Origin of the sequence: Ralstonia sp. NFACC01, assembly GCF_900115545.1 — a bacterium.
GTDB lineage: Bacteria > Pseudomonadota > Gammaproteobacteria > Burkholderiales > Burkholderiaceae > Ralstonia > Ralstonia mojiangensis.
Window position 1 is genome coordinate 564,686 of record NZ_FOWV01000003.1, and the last position, 17,067, is coordinate 581,752.

Annotated in this window: 18 protein-coding genes and 1 tRNA gene; 10 read left to right on the top strand and 9 right to left on the bottom strand. The window is 61.9% G+C overall.

The window, feature by feature from the left end; translation table 11 throughout:
* Positions 1–3 precede the first annotated feature (3 nt).
* Positions 4–930: a DMT family transporter gene (locus BM136_RS10635; protein ID WP_092971790.1), complete on the bottom strand. Its 927-nt coding sequence runs from the start codon at positions 928–930 to the stop codon at positions 4–6.
* A 119-nt stretch (positions 931–1,049) separates the two neighbouring features.
* Between BM136_RS10635 and BM136_RS10640 the strand changes: the two genes are divergently transcribed.
* The 3 genes from BM136_RS10640 (at position 1,050) to trmB (ending at position 2,564) form a co-directional block, all read left to right on the top strand.
* Positions 1,050–1,556, top strand: a complete 507-nt coding sequence (locus tag BM136_RS10640; protein ID WP_092971791.1) for an Lrp/AsnC family transcriptional regulator — start codon at positions 1,050–1,052, stop codon at positions 1,554–1,556.
* A gap of 74 nt (positions 1,557–1,630) precedes the next feature.
* Positions 1,631–1,704 (top strand) — tRNA-Gly (locus BM136_RS10645).
* A gap of 86 nt (positions 1,705–1,790) precedes the next feature.
* Positions 1,791–2,564: a tRNA (guanosine(46)-N7)-methyltransferase TrmB gene (trmB, locus tag BM136_RS10650; protein ID WP_092971792.1), complete on the top strand. Its 774-nt coding sequence runs from the start codon at positions 1,791–1,793 to the stop codon at positions 2,562–2,564.
* A gap of 25 nt (positions 2,565–2,589) precedes the next feature.
* On the opposite strand, the gene BM136_RS10655 is transcribed toward trmB, so the two are convergent.
* The 4 genes from BM136_RS10655 to BM136_RS10670 form a co-directional block, all read right to left on the bottom strand.
* Positions 2,590–3,702 carry an NADH:flavin oxidoreductase/NADH oxidase gene (locus tag BM136_RS10655; protein ID WP_092971793.1) on the bottom strand — a complete coding sequence of 371 codons (1,113 nt, stop codon included), beginning with the start codon at positions 3,700–3,702 and terminating at the stop codon, positions 2,590–2,592.
* A 119-nt stretch (positions 3,703–3,821) separates the two neighbouring features.
* The gene (locus tag BM136_RS10660) at positions 3,822–4,703 is read right to left on the bottom strand and encodes an undecaprenyl-diphosphate phosphatase (protein WP_027677989.1); all 882 of its coding nucleotides are present in this window, start codon (positions 4,701–4,703) and stop codon (positions 3,822–3,824) included.
* Positions 4,704–4,755: 52 nt separating this feature from the next.
* Positions 4,756–5,349: a DUF1439 domain-containing protein gene (locus BM136_RS10665; protein WP_092971794.1), complete on the bottom strand. Its 594-nt coding sequence runs from the start codon at positions 5,347–5,349 to the stop codon at positions 4,756–4,758.
* A gap of 6 nt (positions 5,350–5,355) precedes the next feature.
* Positions 5,356–5,613 carry a YkgJ family cysteine cluster protein gene (locus BM136_RS10670; RefSeq protein WP_092971795.1) on the bottom strand — a complete coding sequence of 86 codons (258 nt, stop codon included), beginning with the start codon at positions 5,611–5,613 and terminating at the stop codon, positions 5,356–5,358.
* A gap of 181 nt (positions 5,614–5,794) precedes the next feature.
* Between BM136_RS10670 and BM136_RS10675 the strand changes: the two genes are divergently transcribed.
* From BM136_RS10675 to BM136_RS10690, 4 genes are all read left to right on the top strand, one after another.
* Positions 5,795–6,538 carry a TetR/AcrR family transcriptional regulator gene (locus BM136_RS10675; RefSeq protein WP_092971796.1) on the top strand — a complete coding sequence of 248 codons (744 nt, stop codon included), beginning with the start codon at positions 5,795–5,797 and terminating at the stop codon, positions 6,536–6,538.
* 95 nt (positions 6,539–6,633) lie between these two features.
* Positions 6,634–7,284 (top strand): protein-L-isoaspartate O-methyltransferase family protein, encoded by a 651-nt coding sequence (locus tag BM136_RS10680; RefSeq protein ID WP_175537113.1) that lies wholly within the window; start codon positions 6,634–6,636, stop codon positions 7,282–7,284.
* Between the two features lie 23 nt (positions 7,285–7,307).
* The gene (locus BM136_RS10685; RefSeq protein ID WP_092971798.1) at positions 7,308–7,640 is read left to right on the top strand and encodes a rhodanese-like domain-containing protein; all 333 of its coding nucleotides are present in this window, start codon (positions 7,308–7,310) and stop codon (positions 7,638–7,640) included.
* Between the two features lie 145 nt (positions 7,641–7,785).
* The gene (locus tag BM136_RS10690; protein ID WP_092971799.1) at positions 7,786–9,222 is read left to right on the top strand and encodes a TolC family outer membrane protein; all 1,437 of its coding nucleotides are present in this window, start codon (positions 7,786–7,788) and stop codon (positions 9,220–9,222) included.
* On the opposite strand, the gene BM136_RS10695 is transcribed toward BM136_RS10690, so the two are convergent.
* The 4 genes from BM136_RS10695 to BM136_RS10710 all read right to left on the bottom strand — a co-directional run bounded on the left by BM136_RS10695 (position 9,223) and on the right by BM136_RS10710 (position 13,751).
* Positions 9,223–9,903 (bottom strand): META domain-containing protein, encoded by a 681-nt coding sequence (locus BM136_RS10695; protein WP_092971895.1) that lies wholly within the window; start codon positions 9,901–9,903, stop codon positions 9,223–9,225.
* 101 nt (positions 9,904–10,004) lie between these two features.
* Positions 10,005–11,321, bottom strand: a complete 1,317-nt coding sequence (gene waaA / locus BM136_RS10700) for a lipid IV(A) 3-deoxy-D-manno-octulosonic acid transferase (protein WP_092971800.1) — start codon at positions 11,319–11,321, stop codon at positions 10,005–10,007.
* On the bottom strand, positions 11,321–12,319 hold the full coding sequence (waaC, locus tag BM136_RS10705) for a lipopolysaccharide heptosyltransferase I (protein WP_092971801.1): 999 nt from the start codon (positions 12,317–12,319) through the stop codon (positions 11,321–11,323). The genes waaA and waaC overlap by 1 nt, the downstream gene beginning before the upstream one ends.
* A 43-nt stretch (positions 12,320–12,362) precedes the next feature.
* The gene (locus BM136_RS10710; protein WP_092971802.1) at positions 12,363–13,751 is read right to left on the bottom strand and encodes a phosphomannomutase/phosphoglucomutase; all 1,389 of its coding nucleotides are present in this window, start codon (positions 13,749–13,751) and stop codon (positions 12,363–12,365) included.
* A 148-nt stretch (positions 13,752–13,899) separates the two neighbouring features.
* On the opposite strand from BM136_RS10710, the gene BM136_RS10715 reads away from it, so the two are divergent.
* From BM136_RS10715 to BM136_RS25155, 3 genes are all read left to right on the top strand, one after another.
* On the top strand, positions 13,900–14,751 hold the full coding sequence (locus tag BM136_RS10715) for a hypothetical protein (RefSeq protein ID WP_092971803.1): 852 nt from the start codon (positions 13,900–13,902) through the stop codon (positions 14,749–14,751).
* Positions 14,752–14,889: 138 nt separating this feature from the next.
* On the top strand, positions 14,890–15,705 hold the full coding sequence (locus BM136_RS10720; protein WP_092971804.1) for a glycosyltransferase family 2 protein: 816 nt from the start codon (positions 14,890–14,892) through the stop codon (positions 15,703–15,705).
* A gap of 401 nt (positions 15,706–16,106) precedes the next feature.
* Positions 16,107–17,057 carry a hypothetical protein gene (locus BM136_RS25155; RefSeq protein WP_139219363.1) on the top strand — a complete coding sequence of 317 codons (951 nt, stop codon included), beginning with the start codon at positions 16,107–16,109 and terminating at the stop codon, positions 17,055–17,057.
* Positions 17,058–17,067 lie beyond the last annotated feature (10 nt).

The following is a 17,067-nucleotide window of genomic DNA, read 5'->3' on the forward strand; positions in this document are numbered from 1 at the left end:
GGTCTATGCGCGGTTTGCGAGGATCACGCCAGCGGTGATCACGGCAATGCCGCAGGCAACAGTCAGCGTCAGCGATTCACCAAGCAAAGGCACCGCGCCGAGGCAGGCCAGCGCGGGCGCCAGCGAGCCGATGGCGGAACAGCGCGGCGTATCCAGATGACGAATCGCCAGCGCATAGGACAGACTGGAAATCACGCCAACCCCCAAGCCCTGGGCCAGCAGGAAAGGCATAGCGTTGGCCACGGTGAAGTGCCCGACATGACTGTCGACCACGCCCAGGCTCACCAGCAGCGCCGTCAGCAAGAAGGACGGCACGCTCAGCAGCAATGCGCAACCGATGGCATCGAGCCCCGCCCGACGCAGCCCCAGCGTGTAGCTGCCCCAGAGCAGACTCGCCAGCAACAGCAATCCGGCACCGGCGACAAACGCGCCATGCGACACGTGCGATTGCGAGACCAACAGGAGCAGCACGCCTGCGAGGATGATCGCGATCGCCCGCCCGCGTGCCGCAGCGATGCGCTGGCGGTCGACCACATACGCGATCAGCGCCACCGACAACGGCGTCGTGCCCGCGATCAACGCAGCCACGTGCGCGGCCGATGTCACCTTGCCGCCGGCCGAAGCCATGAAGAAGAACGGCACGCCGCCGCCCATCAGGACCATCAGCGCGCTGAGCGGCTTCACCCGCCGCAGCATCGGCCAGCGGGCGGGCAGGAACGGCAACAGCAACAAGGTCGGCAGGCCGAATCGGATGAGCGCCACGTCGGCAGGCGCCAGCGGCGAAGCGCCAATGGCCCGGATCGACAGCGCGAACCCGGCCCAGATCAGCACCGTCAGCACCATCGCCGCATACCCGATTAGCGGGTTGGCCTGGAAGGCATTTCGCCCAGCCTGCGCGCCCACGCCCACCGTCAATGTCGAACCACGCATACCGCCCACCCTCGATTTCAGAATGGAGACAGAATGCCCCAGCATGAAAAGTAGTATCTTGCGATTTCCACTAATGCTGCGCGTCGCTTTGGCAGAACCTGCCACTCTGGAAAAATCACATGGATAAGAAAGACAGGCAGATCATTGCCGCACTTCAAAAAGAGGGGCGCTTGACCAACCAGGAGCTATCGGAGCGGGTCAACCTGTCGCCCTCACCCTGCCTGCGCCGGCTGCGGTTGCTGGAAGACGCGGGCATCATCCGCGGCTACACGGCTATCGTTGATGAAGAGGCGTACGGGCTGCCGGTCACGGCGTTCGTGCATATTCGTCTGCAGCAGCACTCGCGGGAGGTGGTCTCGACGTTCGAGAACCGCATCCGCGCCATCGACGCGATCCTCGATTGCTACGTGCTGACTGGCGAGGCGGATTACCTGCTGCGCGTGCTGGTGGAAAGCCTGCAGGACTATGAGCAGTTCGTGCGCGGACAATTGCATGCCATCCCGGGCATCGCCGCCATCGACACGAGCTTTGCGTATGGCGTGGTCAAGCGCTCGACGGTGTTCCCGGCGTGGGATGAGAACAAGAGGAGTACGGTGCGCAAACACAGGCCGGAAAGCGCACGCTAGCCCGCTTTTCTCGCTAACATCTACGTCCGGCCGCTTGCCGAATCTCTGCAACCCCGCATAAAATGACGGGCTACGCGGGCGTCGTATAATGGTAATACCCTAGCTTCCCAAGCTAGAGCCGTGGGTTCGATTCCCATCGCCCGCTCCACCGAACAGTCTGAAGCCGCCCTCGGCGGCTTTTTTGTTGCCTGCGCGCCCGCCATTCCATCAACGGGCAACCGGCACGGGATCTCCATGCAGCCCATCGAACAGCCGGGCACCGGCCCCGACGACATCACGCCGGAATCGCAAGACACCAATACAGCCGAAGGCGCCGAAACGGGCGAGCAAACCGGCCACCCACGCCGCATCCGCTCCTTCGTGCGCCGCGCCGGCCGCACGTCTACCGGTCAGCAGCGCGCCATCGATGAACTCGGGCCGCGCTTCCTGCTGCCTTACGCTGCCGAGCCCTTGGATTGGGACGCCGCGTTCGGCCGCGCCGGCGCCAAGCGCATCTTCGAGATTGGCTTCGGCATGGGCGAGACCACGGCCCACATCGCGCAATTGCGTCCGGACGACGATTTCCTCGGCGTGGAAGTGCATGAGCCGGGCGTCGGTGCGCTGCTCAAGCTGATCGGCGAACGCGAGATCGGCAACATCCGCATCGTTTCGCACGATGCCGTGGAAGTGCTGGCCCACATGATTCCGGAAGGCACGCTCGATGGCATCCATGTGTTCTTCCCGGACCCCTGGCACAAGAAGCGCCACAACAAGCGGCGCCTGATCCAGAGCCCGTTCGTCGCACGTCTGGCCGCGCACCTCAAGCCGGGCGGCTATCTGCATTGCGCGACAGACTGGGAGGAGTACGCCCACCAGATGCTGGAAGTGCTGTCCGCCGAACCGACGCTGGAAAACACCGCCGACGGCTTCGCGCCGCGCCCGGACTATCGCCCCGTCACCAAGTTCGAGAAACGCGGCCTGCGCCTCGGGCACGGCGTGTGGGACGTGGTCTTCCGCAAGCGCGCCTAACTACGTCCGCGCACGCTGACGCGAGTCAGCGTGCGCCGAAATGCGTATCACCGAAGAGGTTTTTGGCGTGGCGCGGGAAAGCGCGCCAATATTGCGGCGGCGCCTTGACCGTCGCGCCCAGCTCAGCGGCGGCCGCCCAGGCCCAGTGCGGGTTGTAGAGGAACGCCCGGCCGACAGCGACCAAATCTGCCCGCCCTTGCGCAACGATGGCCTCCGCCTCATGCGCCTCGTTGATGAGGCCGACGGCGATGGTTGGGATGTCGGCCTCGTTTCGGATCTTCTCGGCGAACGGCACCTGATAGCCGGTCGCCAGCGGAATCTGCTGCAACGGCGACACCCCGCCTGACGACGCATCGATCCAATCGCAGCCGCGCGCACGCAACGCCTGCGCAAATACCACCGAATCCTCCGGCGTCCAACCGCCCTCCACCCAATCGGTGGCAGACACGCGCACGCCAACCGGAATGTTGTCCGGCACCACGGCGCGCACCGCATCAAAAATCTCCAGCGGATAACGCATGCGGTTCTCACGCGAACCGCCATAGGCATCGGTGCGCTGATTGGCAATCGGCGACAGGAATTCATGCAGCAGATAGCCGTGTGCGGCGTGCAACTCGATGGCCGATAGGCCAAGCCGCACAGCGCGGCGTGCAGTCTCGACGAACTGATCGCGCACGCGGGCCAAGTCTGCATCCGTCATTTCGCGCGGGGCGCGCTCTTCGGGGCGCTGCGGCAACGCGGACGGACCCATCGTTTCCCAGCCGCCGGCATCGAGCGCCAGCAACGCGCCGCCTTCCCAAGGCCGAGCGCTCGAAGCCTTGCGGCCCGCGTGCGCGATTTGCATGCCGATCGGCACCAGTGCGTTCTCGCGAATGGCAGCCAGCGTGCGCTCAAGCGCAGCTTCGGTCGCGTCGTCCCACAAACCGAGGCAGCCGTTGGTGATGCGACCTTCCGGCGACACCGCGGTCGCCTCGATCATCAGCAACCCGGCACCCGAAAGCGACAGGCTGCCCAGATGTGTGTGATGCCACGCCGTGGCTTGGCCGTTGTCGGCCGAGTACTGGCACATCGGCGAGATGACGATGCGGTTCTCAAGCGTGAGACCGCGCAGGGAGAAAGGCTGGAAGAGAGCACTCATGATCGGGAGATTCGGCAGTCAGCGGCTGACGGAAGAAACCGCCAGTGTGTCCGAATCCACCCGATCGTGCAGACGGTGCGAAAGCCTCGCACCGAGGAAGGGAAATGCTCGCCGGTGGCTTAGGCCTGCCAGGCGATGAGGTGCGTATAGGCCGTCACCAGGACGATGATGCCGAAGATGATCCGGTACCACGCAAAGCCGCGGAAATCATGCGTGGCAATGAACTTCAGCAGCCAGCGCACGCAGAAGAACGCCGAGATGAACGCAGCTACAAAACCCACCGCGAAGATCGACAGATCGTCCGCTGACAGCAGCGCGCGCGACTTGTACAACTCGTACACCGTCGCGCCGAAAATGACGGGGATCGCCAGGAAGAACGAGAACTCCGTCGCCACCTTGCGCGACAGGCCGAACAGCAGGCCGCCGATGATGGTCGAGCCCGAACGCGACGTGCCCGGAATCAGCGCAAAGCACTGCGCGAAGCCCACCTTGATGGCATCGGAGATGCGCAGGTCATCCAGTGTTTCAATGCGCGGTGCGCCAGCCTTGGCGGCTTCAAGCAGCGCGTTGGCGCGCGGGTCGTGCGTCTCGCCGCGATGACGCTCACGCCATTCGGCCCACAGGATCACGAAGCCCCCGAGGATGAACGCCGACGCCACCACGATCGGGTTGAACAGATGCGCCTTGATCGCCTTGCCGAAGATCAGCGCAAGCGTGATCGCAGGAATCGTCGCCACGATCACGTTGATCGCGAAACGCTGCTGGCGCGGGTCATTCGGCAGACCCTTGATCACGTCGATGATCTTGTGACGGAACTCCCAGCACACCGCCAGGATGGCGCCGAACTGGATCACGATCTCGAAGATCTTGCCCTTTTCGTCATTGAAGTCGAGCAGTTGGCCAGCGAGGATCAGATGGCCGGTGCTGGAAATGGGAAGGAACTCGGTCAGACCTTCGACGATGCCGAGAATCAGCGCTTTGATGGCGAGTGCGATATCCATGCAGTAAGCAAAGAGGGAAAAAGAAAATGAAGCGCTGGGCGCGCAGCAGAATTCAGGGCCGCTTGGCCTGAACGTGCACCCCTTCGGGCAAAACCGTGATTGTACCGGGCTCCACGGCCATGCCAGCCACTTTCAACTGTTCGGGCTTGAACGTGTAGACGGCGTAGTCGTTGAGCAACTGGCCGGCAATCAATGAACCGATCGAACTGATCTGCGGGCCGATGCCGCCGGGCACGTTCTGCAAATCGAAGCGATCGACAGTGGGCTGATCCAGGCGAATCGAATGCGTTGGCGAGTCGTAATGCAAACCGCTGGATACGGCCAGCGGCCCCGTCAGCGGCTGGCGGAACAGACCGCTCTGCACCACGGCATCTGCCTGGATGGCGATGCGGTTGCGCGCGGGGTCGAGCGACACCTGCGGGTTCGACAGCGTCACATCAAAGAAGCCGAGAAAGCGCCGCTGGAACGGAAACTTGCGCGCAAGCGCGTCCTGCATCTGGCCGCGGGAAAAGGTGTAGCCGTCACCGGTCCAGCCGGTCGGCATACAAGCCACGAGCGTGACGGCAACGGCCACTGCAACAGCGGCCGCACCCGCCCACCAGCGGACGCGGTTGGAGCGGGCAGCAGGTTTCGTGGAATCGGTCATGACAAATCAGTGCGCTGCGGTAGCGATTTCAAGTCGGGTCAGAAACTGCATGGCGTGCGTGGTCGAGCCACCGCACATGTCGGGCTCGGGCTGCAGGCTGCTGCAGACCGCCGGACGTTCCGGCTGGCCAAAGATACGACAACGGTTCGCCTCGTCGAGTTGCGCACAGCGCACCCCCGCCGGTTTGCCGTTTGGCATGCCGGGAATGGGGCTGGAAATGGAGGGCGCGATGCAGCACGCGCCGCAGTGGGGTCGACAGTCCATGCTGTCCTAGTCAACGAAATCGAGGCGGAAACCGCTATTGTGCACCAGCACAATCGAGGCCCAGTCTGATTGACAATGCCGATGCCGCTTGACCCACCCTTGCGGCATGCGTACATTAATGACCGGAAAGTAAGTTATCTGTGAGTCAGTGACCGTGCGCACTGACTGACGCCCTACCGCCGTGACTGATCAAGATTCCGAGTCTTCCTCCAAACGCTGGACCCGCCGCAAAGAGGCCCGCCCCCAGGAACTGGTCGCCGCCGCGCTGAACCTGTTCGTGGCGCGCGGCTATGCGGCCACGCGACTGGAAGATGTGGCGTCGGCCGCCGGGGTATCCAAGGGCACGGTCTACCTGTATTTCGCCAACAAGGAAGAGCTGTTCAAGGCTGTTGTGCAAGAAAACCTGGTGCCCGCACTGGCTGAGGGCGAAGCCCTGATTGACAGTTTTGATGGCACCAGCGAAGCGCTGCTGCACGAAATCCTGATGGGCTGGTGGGAGTTGATCGGCGAATCGCCGGCTTCGGGCCTCACCAAGCTGCTGATGGCCGAATCGGGCAACTTTCCCGACTTGGCGCAGTACTACCACGAAGAAGTCATCGAGCGCTGCGACCGCTTGTTCGCGCGCATCCTCGAACGTGGCATGGCCCGCGGCGAATTCCGCGACGTCAACATCGACCTCACCACGTTGACCATGGTCGCGCCGATGATCTTCCTCATGATGTGGAAGCATTCGTTCGGCCCGTGCTCGCACCGGGAGTTGGAACCTAAGGCGTTCATCGCCCATGTCGTGTCGCTGCTGCTGCACGGCGTGCTTCGCAATCCAGTGACAGGCCCAGTGATTCCGCCGCCGCCCGCCCTCACCGCGCAACCGTGGCGCACGTTGCCAGAAGGTCCTGGCAACCCCGATGAAGGCGCCGCGTCATGACAATGTCTGCCGGATTGTCCTCCGGACTTGCTAAAATGCCGGGTTTGTCGTCAAACCCTCATTTGCATCACTCGCTCCGCGTGGAAGGCATGCCCATGGACATCGAAAAATCCCGGTTCAACATGATCGAGCAGCAAATCCGTCCCTGGGACGTGCTCGATACCGACGTTCTTGACCTGCTCAGCGTCGTCAAACGCGAACATTACGTGCCCGAGGCCTACCGCGCGTTGGCCTTTGTCGACATGGAAATCCCGCTGGCCGGCGGCCAGAACATGCTGGCGCCGCGCGTGGAAGCCCGCGTCCTGCAAGAACTGGCTGTGCGCAAGCATGAAGACGTGCTGGAAGTGGGTGCAGGTTCCGGCTATATGGCTGCCCTGCTGGCCCATCGCGGCCGTCAGGTCACCACGCTCGACATCGTGCCGGAGCTCATCGCCTTCGCTCGCGACAATCTTTCGCGCAACGGCGTAACCAACGTCGACGTGGTCGAAGCCAGCGGCGCGCAGGGCTGGGGCGATGGCCTGTATGACGTCATCTGCGTATCGGGCTCGGTGCCCGCCGTGCCGGAAGCACTGCTCAAGCAGCTCAAGGTGGGTGGTCGCCTGTCGATCTTCGTGGGTGGCGCGCCGGTCATGGAAGCACAACTCATCACGCGCATCTCGAACACCGAATATCAAACGCGCAACCTGTTCGAGACGTACGTGGCGCCGCTGGTGGGCGTTCCCGCACCGTCGCTCTTCCGCTTCTGACCACTCCCGGCTCCCCAATCATCATGCAACAGCTCGCTCCCACCGCCCTCGCCCAATGGCTCGCCGACGCATCGCGCGCGAAGCCCGTCCTGCTCGACGTGCGCTGGATGGAGGAGTTGGAGATTTGCGCCATTCCTGGCATTACGCACATTCCGATGGATCAGATCCCGGCGCGTGCCAGCGAGCTGAATGCTGACCAAGACATCGTCTGCATCTGCCACCACGGCGGACGCAGCGCGCAGGTTGCGCAGTATCTGATCACGCAGGGCGGCTTCGATGCCGCGCGTGTCTACAACTTGCAAGGCGGCGTCCATGCCTGGGCTCACCAGGTGGATCCGCAGATGGCAACGTACTGATTGGGGAAGCCGCCGCCGGGCAAAGCCCTGTTCACCTTCCACAGGCACTGAACAGGGTCTGACGCGCCCGCGCTGCCTTCCGAACGCGAACGTTTCCTCCTCGCTCGGGGGCTTTATGACTGTTGCTCGCAGTAGCCGCACGCGGATGGCCGCGCGCGGTTCGCTTGTTGTGCTGTGCTGTTCGATGATGCCGATGTTCGCGTGGGCGCAGTCCCAACCGAACACACCGGCTGCGACCGACCTCCTCTCTGCCTACCGCGCCGCGCTGGCCAACGATCCGCAATTCGCATCAGTCCGTGCGCAGTCGCTCGCGCAACGCGAGAAGCTCACGCAAGGCCGCGCCGGTTTGCTACCGCAGATCGGCGGCGCCTGGAGTTCCACGCGCGTCATCTTTGATCAAACCGCTCCGGCCGAATTCAACAAGACGTTCTCGTCGACAGGCTGGACGCTGTCGCTATCGCAGCCGCTTTTCCGCTGGGACCGCTGGGAAACCTACAAGCAAGGCGAAATTGCCGCGCAGGCCTCCGAGGCGTCGCTCGCGCAAGCGCAGCTCGATCTCATCACGCGTACGGCGCAGGCCTACTTTGACGTGCTCAACGCGCAGGACACGTTGCAGCTTGCCACCGCGCAGCGCGATGCGATCCAGCAGCAGTACGAACAGGCGCGCCGCAACTTCGACGTCGGCAACGCGAACATCACCGACGCAAACGACGCCCAGGCCCGCCGCGATGCCATCGACGCCAGCGTCATCGCCGCACGCAGCGACTTTGAGATCAAGCAATCGGCGCTCAAGCAGATCATCGGAGAGCCCGTTGGCACGCTGGCCGGCGTGCGGCCAGGCGTCACGATCCCCCAGCCTGAACCCGCTTCGGCAGAACCCTGGGTCGACCAGGCGCGCAGCAGCAATCTGCAAGTGGCGCTGGCGCAGTACAACCTGCAAAGCGCTGAGCGCGATGTGAAGAAGGCGACCGCAGGCCATCTGCCCTCGGTCGATCTGGTGGCGCAAACCGGCCACACCAATGCCAGTGGCAACCAATACCTGCCCTCGCTGCCGGGCGGCGCACGCTTTGACAGCTCGCAGATTGGCGTGCAGGTGTCGATTCCGATCTTTGCGGGCGGTGCGATCCAGTCGCGCGTGCGCGAAAACATCGCGCTGGAAACCAAGGCCGCGAACGACCTCGAGTTCGCCCGCCGCTCTGCCGAGCAAGGCGCACGGCAAGCGTACATCGGCGTAATCGCAGGACTGGCGCAAGTAAAAGCGCTGGAAGCGGCCGAGCTGTCGGCGCGCACAGCGTACGACTCCAACCAGCTCGCCTACGGGGTGGGCGTGCGCATCGGCACCGACGTGCTGAATTCGCAGGCGCAGCTCTTTCAGGCGCGGCGCGATCTGGCACGCGCGCGTTACGACACCATCGTCAACGGGCTGCGGCTGAAGTCTGCCGCCGGCTCGTTGAGCGAGGCAGACGTGATCCAGGTGAATACGCTGCTCACAGCCAACGGTTCGAGCGATATCACCGCGTTGCCGCCGGCAAGCGCCAAACCCGGACTGGCGAAACCGGCCGGCAAATCGGCCAAACGCTGATCAGTGTGTCTGGCCGCGCGGCGGCAGCGGACGCTCCGCAAATTGCAGCAACGCGCCGCTGGCTGTTTTCCAGATGACTTGGCGGCCTTGCTTGCCGTTGGCCGAGGGCTGCATACCGACGGTCGCCAGGGGCGATTTGAGCGCCTCCAGGAACGCAGTCTCCAGTTCCATACGCGCCGGGTCGCACGCCATGCGCGTCGACACGAGATTGCCGAACCGCATGCCTGAGGCCAGCTTCTCATACGGCCCCGAGAAGCGATTGCAGCCCGAATAGCCCGACACCACGCCGTTGGCCGCCTCCAGACCACCACTGAATTCGATGGAAATCGGCTGCGTAGCCGGATCAGCGTCTTCGCCCTCGGTGGAAGGCAATTCCTTGGGCGCGGCGCCCGACTCTTGCCAACGCACCAGCACGAAGCGCGAGCGGCCTTCGCCCTGCGCTTGGGCGAGCGTCGCCTGGCCCGGATTGGGCGCTGCGTTAGCGGGTGTCTGTTTGGCTTCAGCGGCCGGCGCTGACGCGGCAGCGGGGGCCGCCGCCGGGGGCGTGGATGAAGGCGCCGGCGTCATGCAGCCGGCACCGATGATGGTAGCGGCGGTCACTGCGGCCAGCGCTACGGCGGTCAGCACCACGCGGCGCGGCGTTTGCAGCAGGCTCGGCTTGGGACGATTCGGTTGGGACATGAACGTGTCGTGAACGGTAACGGAATGCAAACCACATGAAGAGCCGTTAGTCTGCGCGGCTCGCCATGAGTTCGCACTTTTCGTGCCGAACGTGCCCTACGTTACAGCGTCGGCAAGACCAGGGACGCCACAGCCTCCACCGTACGCGCCGTCGCACCGCCGTGTGTGGCGGCAAAGGCCAGCGCAGCGCGCGACGCAGTTTCGCGCGTATCGGCATCAGAGAGCCAAGCGTCAATCACACGCATGACAGCCGCCGCGTCTTCCACCTGCTTGCAGGCACCCGCGGCTACCGCATCGCGAGTCGCCTGCGCAAAGTTGAACGTGTGCGGGCCAATAACCACGGGCGTGCCGACTGCGCAGGCCTCGATCAAGTTCTGCCCACCAAGCGGAAGCAAGCTGCCGCCGATGAACGCCACCTCCCCGGCGGCGTAATACAGCGCCATCTCACCCATCGAGTCACCGAGCAGGACATCGGCATCAGCAAGGGCATCGGCATCCGCCACGCCTGCCGCAGACACCGACAATGCACTGCGACGCACGACGCGCAAGCCTGCACGTTCGGCCGCCTGAGCGACTTCATCAAAACGCTGGGGATGGCGCGGCACCAGAATCAGCAAGGCATGCCGGCGCCCGACATGCTGCGCGCGATGTGCTTGCCATGCGTCCAGCAGCAGGGCCTCTTCGCCCTCGCGCGTGCTGGCTGCCACCCATGCAGAGCGGCCGTGCAACGCATCATGCAGCACGCGGCCAGCCATGATCTGGTCCACATGCGGCGTGATGTCGAACTTCAGGTTGCCGGTGACGCGCACGCGCGGCACGCCGAGGGAGCGGTAGCGATCGGCATCGTCGGGCGTCTGAGCCAGCACCGCAGCGAGTTGCGCGTACGTCTGGCGCGCTGCATCGCCAAGGCGTGCGGTGCGCCGGTGGCTGCGCGCAGACAGCCGCCCGTTGACGAGCACCATCGGCACGCCAGCGGCATAGGCGCGTTCGATTAGCACCGGCCAGATCTCGGTCTCCATTAGCAAGCCAAGGCGCGGCTGGAAATGGCGCAGAAACCGGTCGACCGCACTCGGCAAATCGTACGGCAGGTAGGCCTGGATGACGCGGCCGTTGCGTTGCGACGCAAACTCGGCGCCGGTGCGGCGGCCCGTCGGCGTCATGTGGGTGAGCAGAACTGCATGGTGCGGAAAGCGCGCAAGCAGCGCATCGATGAGCGGCTGCGCGGCGCGCGTCTCACCAACGGACACGGCATGCACCCACAGCAAAGGGCGATCCGGATTCGGGCGTGGCGGGTAGAAGCCAAGCCGCTCGCCAACGTGCTGACGATAACCGGGCTCTTTGCGGCCGCGCCACCACAGGCGCAGCAATGCGAACGGCAGCGCTATGCGCCACAACCAGCGATACAGAACGCGCAGCATCAGAGCACACCCAGCGCGCGCAGCGCATCGAGCGCTTGCGCGCTGGTCGGATGGGCCTCGGCGCTGCCGAGGTCGTGCACGTTCGGCGTCCAATAACCGCCCGTGCGCCAGGAGGTGGTGAAGTTGTAGAGCGCGACGGTCGGTTTGCACAGCGCGGCCGCGATGTGCACAAGGCCGGTGTCCACACCCACCACCGCAGTCGCCTGATCAAGAAACGCCGTCACATCCGGCAGCGACATACGCGGCGGAATCACCACGCGGCCCACCGTGCCCGGCGCTGCAGCGACGATGGCTTCGCGGATGGATTCACTCGTGCGCCGCTCGGCCTCGCTACCCCACGGCAGCGCGATAGCGTAGTCACGCGCCAGCAACTCACGTGCGACATCAACCCACGCCGCCTGCGGCCACCCCTTATCGGCACGCGAAGTCGCATGCACCAGCGCCACGTACGGGCGCGGCAGTTTGAACGGCAAGTCGGCCGGCGGCTGCAAACCGAAATCGATGGTATCGGGCAGCGCGTAACCGAGTGCCTCCGCCACCATGCGGCACGAGCGCTCGACCACGTGCACGCGCGGCTCCATCTCAACCTTGCGCTGATAGAACAGCTTGGCGAGCGGTTCGTAACCAGCACCTTCCGAACGATTACCAAGGCCCGCGACGAAACCACCAGGCGCCAGCCTGGCCTGCGCGGCAATGAGCGCCGTCTTGATGAGCCCCTGCGTGTCGAGCACCGCGTCATACGACTTGGCACGCAACGCGCGACGGAACGCCGCCATCTCGCCCCACGTTTTCCCGGAACCAAGCGACTTGCGCCAACGCCGCAGGGCAAACGGAATGACGCCCTGCACGCCCCGCACGATGCGGACGATCCCTGCGAAGCCTTCTTCAACTACCCAGTCGATCTCGGCATCCGGATAGGCCCGCAGAATATCGGCCACGACCGGCGTGCAATGCACCACATCGCCAAGCGACGATACCTTGACGATCAGCACACGCATGCCGTCACCCTTTCCCCCAACTTCATGTGTGCGAACCGTGCGATCAGAACGGCAGTTGCGCGTCCGGCTTCTCGGCCAGGATCACGCGGCGGAATTCGCTCTGGATGCGCGCCATCGCGGCATCGTTGTCGGCTTCGAAACGCATCACCACTACCGGCGTGGTGTTGGACGGGCGCGCCAAGCCAAAGCCATCTTCGTATTCCACGCGCACGCCATCGATGCGATTGACTTCCTTCGCGCCTGCAAACGTGGCGTTGGCCTTGATCTTGTCGAGCAGATCGAACGATTCACCCTCGGCACACTTCAGCTGCAGCTCAGGCGTGCAGTGCGAGTTAGGCAGCGCGTTGAGCGTGGCGCTCGGGTCTGCCAGGCGCGAAACGATCTCCAGCAGGCGCGCGCCCGTGTAAAGCCCGTCGTCAAAGCCGTACCAGCGGTCCTTGAAGAAGATGTGGCCGCTCATCTCGCCGGCCAGCGGTGCGCCCGTTTCCTTCAGCTTGGCCTTGACCAGCGAATGGCCGGTCTTCCACATCGTCGCCTTGCCGCCGAGCTCACGAATGAACGGCGCCAGCTTGCCCGTGCACTTCACGTCGAAAATGATTTCACCACCCGGGTTGCGCGACAGCACTTCCTGCGCAAACAGCATCAATTGCCGGTCGGGGAAGATCACCTGGCCATCCTTAGTGACCACGCCCAAGCGGTCGCCATCGCCATCGAACGCGAGGCCGAGTTCGCAATCCGTGGTCTGCAGCGTGCGCACGAGGTCCTGCAGGTTCTCGACGTGGGCGGGGTCCGGATGGTGGTTCGGGAAATGGCCATCCACTTCGCAGAAAAGCTCCGTCACCTCGCAACCCATCGCGCGGAACAGCTCCGGCGCAAAAGCGCCCGCCACGCCGTTTCCACAGTCCACCGCAATCTTCATCGGGCGGCTCAGCTTGACGTCCGAGATGATTCGGTCGATGTACTGTTGGCGGATGTCTACCTGGACGTAATAGCCGGCGCCTTCCGTGAAATCGCCCTGCCCGATACGCGTGCGCAGCGCTTGGATTTGGTCGCCATAGATGGCCTGGCCTGCCAGCACCATCTTGAAGCCGTTGTAGTCCGGCGGGTTGTGGCTGCCCGTGACCATCACGCCCGAGGTAGCGCGACGTCCTGCCAGTTCGATGTTCGTGCCGAAGTACACCATCGGCGTGGCCACGAGGCCCAGATCGATCACATCGACGCCACTTGCGCGCAGACCGTCCGCCAACGCTGCCAGCAGTTCCGGGCCGGACAGGCGCCCGTCGCGACCGATGACGACGGCGGATTCGCCCTTGGCGCGCGCTGCGGAGCCGAAGGCGCGGCCGATCAGGCGTGCGGTCTCAGCATCGACAGTTTTTCCGACGATGCCGCGGATGTCGTAGGCTTTGAAGATGGTGGGGTGGATGCTGCTCATGGGCGGATGACCAACGTAAAGAGCCAATTGTAAACCGTGTCGATCGTATCCCCTCAAAACGGAAGCGCATGGATGCACATCTTCCGACCGGTGGGATCCCGCACGAGGCACGTTACAATTGGTATTAAATTGGGAAAAAGCACACCACATGCGCACCGTCGTTACGAGCAAGTCACTTTCACTATCGGAACTCGCCCGTCTGTTCGCGAACTCGTCCAAGTTGATCCTTGCGTCAGTCATTGGCGGAATGGCGGCCGGCTTTTTGACGTCACAAGTAGTTCATCCGCGGTGGGTAGCCACGATGGCTATTCAATTGGGGCAGGTGACCACAGTCAGCAGAAACGGGCTCACGTCTCTACCTATCGAGAACCAATTGACGGCGGCGGATCGGTACAACACGCCAGGTTATCGCCTTCAAGTCATTAGAGAATTGGGACTACAACCCACGGGAAACGCGCAGGCAAACCTGATTTTCGATACCCTTAAGGCCACACCGGGCCGTGGTCCAAATGTAGTCAACGCGCAGGTCTCGGCCTACTCACGGGAGCAAGCAGCCGCAGCGTTGGAGGCAGCCTTCAGGGTCTTTTCAGCCGCACACCGCGAACTGTTTGAACAAGCGACGAAGACGATGCAAGACAGCCTGGTTAGCGCAAGGGCTAGGCTCAAGGCAACTCAACAGAACTATGCGATGACCGAACGCGGACTAAATTCCGCGACTCCGCGAGGAAGCACGGGAATCAATAGCGCTCGCGATGTACTAATGACGAATATGGCAGCGCTTCTGAGCGAGCAGATTGTCACGTTGCAGCAGGAAGTCGCTGTCTATGAAGATGCCCTTTCCCCGCTGCGTAGCTACCCTACAAGAGCGATCGGCCCCGTCTATGTTCCCGCACGTTCCCAGACACCAAGCACAACGATGTTTATAGCCGCAGGCGCGCTCTTAGGCCTTGTTGCGGGAGCCGGTTTAGCACTGCTCCGAAATTCTGACGACATCGCATAGGCGCCCTGCGGCACTTGGAACGTCGCGTACTGCCCCGGCAAGCAGTGAATCCGGCGCTATGATGTCACGAGAGAACCTACGTATTTGCTTGGCCCCGAACTCTCGGGCGGACTTCCAGCCCCTCATACAAGCTATCCAGTGATTACGATTGTAACGCCCACCTTTAATCGGGCATCAACCTTACCAAGGTTATACGAAAGTCTTCTGAAACAGACGCACCAGGATTTCGAGTGGGTCGTCGTCGATGACGGCAGCTCAGACGCAACATCCGAGCTAATCAAAAATTGGCAACAAGCGAACGCCATTCGAGTTCAATATATATTCCAGCCTAATGCAGGTAAACATATAGCACTCAACACCGGCGTAACGCACGCTCAAGGCGACATTATTTTTATTGTGGATAGTGATGATGCCATCACCGAGGACGCCATACGACAGATCAATGATAAATTCTCCGATTTTGACCACACGAAGCTAAGCGGTCTTTGTTTTAGGAAGGTTAAATTCGACGGAACACTTGTTGGACGCGAAATCGCACTGGATTCGATATATGCAACTGCGAACGATGCCGGCAAGATGTTCCGAGGTGACTTAGCATACGTCTTCAAAAAGACTGCAATGCAAGGCAATCCCTTCCCCCAAATACCAGGAGAGAAATTCGTCCCCGAACTTTACATATGGAATAAAATCAGCGATACAGGAAATATACTTTTTTTCCCTCGGATCGCTATATATTTATGCGATTATTTGGCTGACGGATATAGCAGCAATTTCACCGCAACACTCAGAAAGAATCCCAAAGGGTTTCTACTTTTCTACATCGATCAAGTTAAAAGAGAAGAATCACCGCTACTTAAGATAAAGTACGCGATCCGCGCGTTCCAATGTCTTTACTTTCGAGCAACAAAGCTATTCAAAAGAAAGCCGCCCAAAAACTGGTCCGCCGCCCACTGAGCATGCCGAGTGCAAAATCGATCCGCACAAGCGCAGACGAAGAGCATCGATAGCCCGCCTTGACGTAGCGTAACTGGCGTCACTTTTCTGCATTGGCTGCTCGTTGACGCATCCTACTAGGCCAGCAATCACAAAAAACCATGCTTCGGCATCTTCCTTCAGTACTTCTTAAGCTAAGTCGCGCGTCAGTAATCACCGCTTCATCTTCGACATGCGCCCTTCTCGAGCTTTGGGTTCTTAGCAGCAAACTCCATGTGCATGACCTGGGAGTTGTCCTTGCGGCTCAAGGTGTCGCTGCATTGCTAGCAGCCGTCGGGGAAGCGGGATTCGCCCTGTGGGTCCCACAGCGATTGGCGCATTGCGCAACTCCACTTCGCCTCACGGCACTGTCACGATATGCTGTGTCGATTCGACTGCCGCTATTTGCGGTTCAGACTTTATTGATTGCTATTGCCACACGCTACACCATCGTAGGTTGGAACAACTTTGGGTTGACCCTCATAATGTCGGCATCCATGGCTTTTAGTTTTGGATGGGTTTTCATTTCATCGGAAAGATATGTGCTGATTGCATTAACTGAGAGCATCGCTCGTTTGGTAGGATTACTCGCCTTCATGCTCGTCCCGACAAAGAGTGCAGATATGGCGTTGGCATGCCTCGGATTTGCGAGCGCCCTACAATCTGCCGGTCAACTATTGATTGCGTACCGTATTGGCCTTTTGTCAGCGCTGCCAATACCCAAACTGAGACGATTGCGCATCCATGCGCGGCATTTCGCAGCTTATCGGTCGGCCATCATACAAGCCGCAGGGCGAAACATCTTGCCCGTCTCTGTGGGGGCGGCTGTTGCAGCGCCTCTAGCCAGCCCAGCACTGGCTGCAGAGAAAGTCTCGAGGGCTGCGATGGGCATTGTCTCGGCTGTACTGGGCTACATATTGCCGACGCTGGGCAGGGATTTTCGTGAAAGACCCACGATCGAGGTTATCGGAGTCAATCTTTTTATTGCCGTGCTCGTCAGCGTGGGAACAATGGCCGCGTTGAACCTCTACATCCAAGTTTCGCACGCATCGCTAGCCCAATTATTTTCAGAGAACGGGAAATTGCTCGCACTGGCCTCGGTTCTTACTGGAGCGAGGGTCGCATTCTCTGCAACGTTATATATGCGTGTGCTAGCAGCCGGCAATTTTGTGCTTGCTACGCGCCTACTCCTGTGCCAAACGGCTGGCGCAGTTTTTGCCACTGCGCTACTTCGGGAGGCGTCGTCGGTAGCCGTCTTCCTATTTGCTCTAGCGCTGGTTGATTTACTCCTGGCAACCACAACGGCTCGTTTTTGTAAGCGACCGACGAATTGAAAAGAACGCT

Bases quoted from the DNA above. Each gene is read 5' to 3' on its own strand.
- BM136_RS10635 (WP_092971790.1), bottom strand. From the start codon at position 930: ATGCGTGGTTCGACATTGACGGTGGGCGTGGGCGCGCAGGCTGGGCGA.
- BM136_RS10640 (WP_092971791.1), top strand. From the start codon at position 1,050: ATGGATAAGAAAGACAGGCAGATCATTGCCGCACTTCAAAAAGAGGGG.
- trmB (WP_092971792.1), top strand. From the start codon at position 1,791: ATGCAGCCCATCGAACAGCCGGGCACCGGCCCCGACGACATCACGCCG.
- BM136_RS10655 (WP_092971793.1), bottom strand. From the start codon at position 3,702: ATGAGTGCTCTCTTCCAGCCTTTCTCCCTGCGCGGTCTCACGCTTGAG.
- BM136_RS10660 (WP_027677989.1), bottom strand. From the start codon at position 4,703: ATGGATATCGCACTCGCCATCAAAGCGCTGATTCTCGGCATCGTCGAA.
- BM136_RS10665 (WP_092971794.1), bottom strand. From the start codon at position 5,349: ATGACCGATTCCACGAAACCTGCTGCCCGCTCCAACCGCGTCCGCTGG.
- BM136_RS10670 (WP_092971795.1), bottom strand. From the start codon at position 5,613: ATGGACTGTCGACCCCACTGCGGCGCGTGCTGCATCGCGCCCTCCATT.
- BM136_RS10680 (WP_175537113.1), top strand. From the start codon at position 6,634: ATGGACATCGAAAAATCCCGGTTCAACATGATCGAGCAGCAAATCCGT.
- BM136_RS10685 (WP_092971798.1), top strand. From the start codon at position 7,308: ATGCAACAGCTCGCTCCCACCGCCCTCGCCCAATGGCTCGCCGACGCA.
- BM136_RS10690 (WP_092971799.1), top strand. From the start codon at position 7,786: ATGGCCGCGCGCGGTTCGCTTGTTGTGCTGTGCTGTTCGATGATGCCG.
- BM136_RS10695 (WP_092971895.1), bottom strand. From the start codon at position 9,903: ATGTCCCAACCGAATCGTCCCAAGCCGAGCCTGCTGCAAACGCCGCGC.
- waaA (WP_092971800.1), bottom strand. From the start codon at position 11,321: ATGCTGCGCGTTCTGTATCGCTGGTTGTGGCGCATAGCGCTGCCGTTC.
- waaC (WP_092971801.1), bottom strand. From the start codon at position 12,319: ATGCGTGTGCTGATCGTCAAGGTATCGTCGCTTGGCGATGTGGTGCAT.
- BM136_RS10710 (WP_092971802.1), bottom strand. From the start codon at position 13,751: ATGAGCAGCATCCACCCCACCATCTTCAAAGCCTACGACATCCGCGGC.
- BM136_RS10715 (WP_092971803.1), top strand. From the start codon at position 13,900: ATGCGCACCGTCGTTACGAGCAAGTCACTTTCACTATCGGAACTCGCC.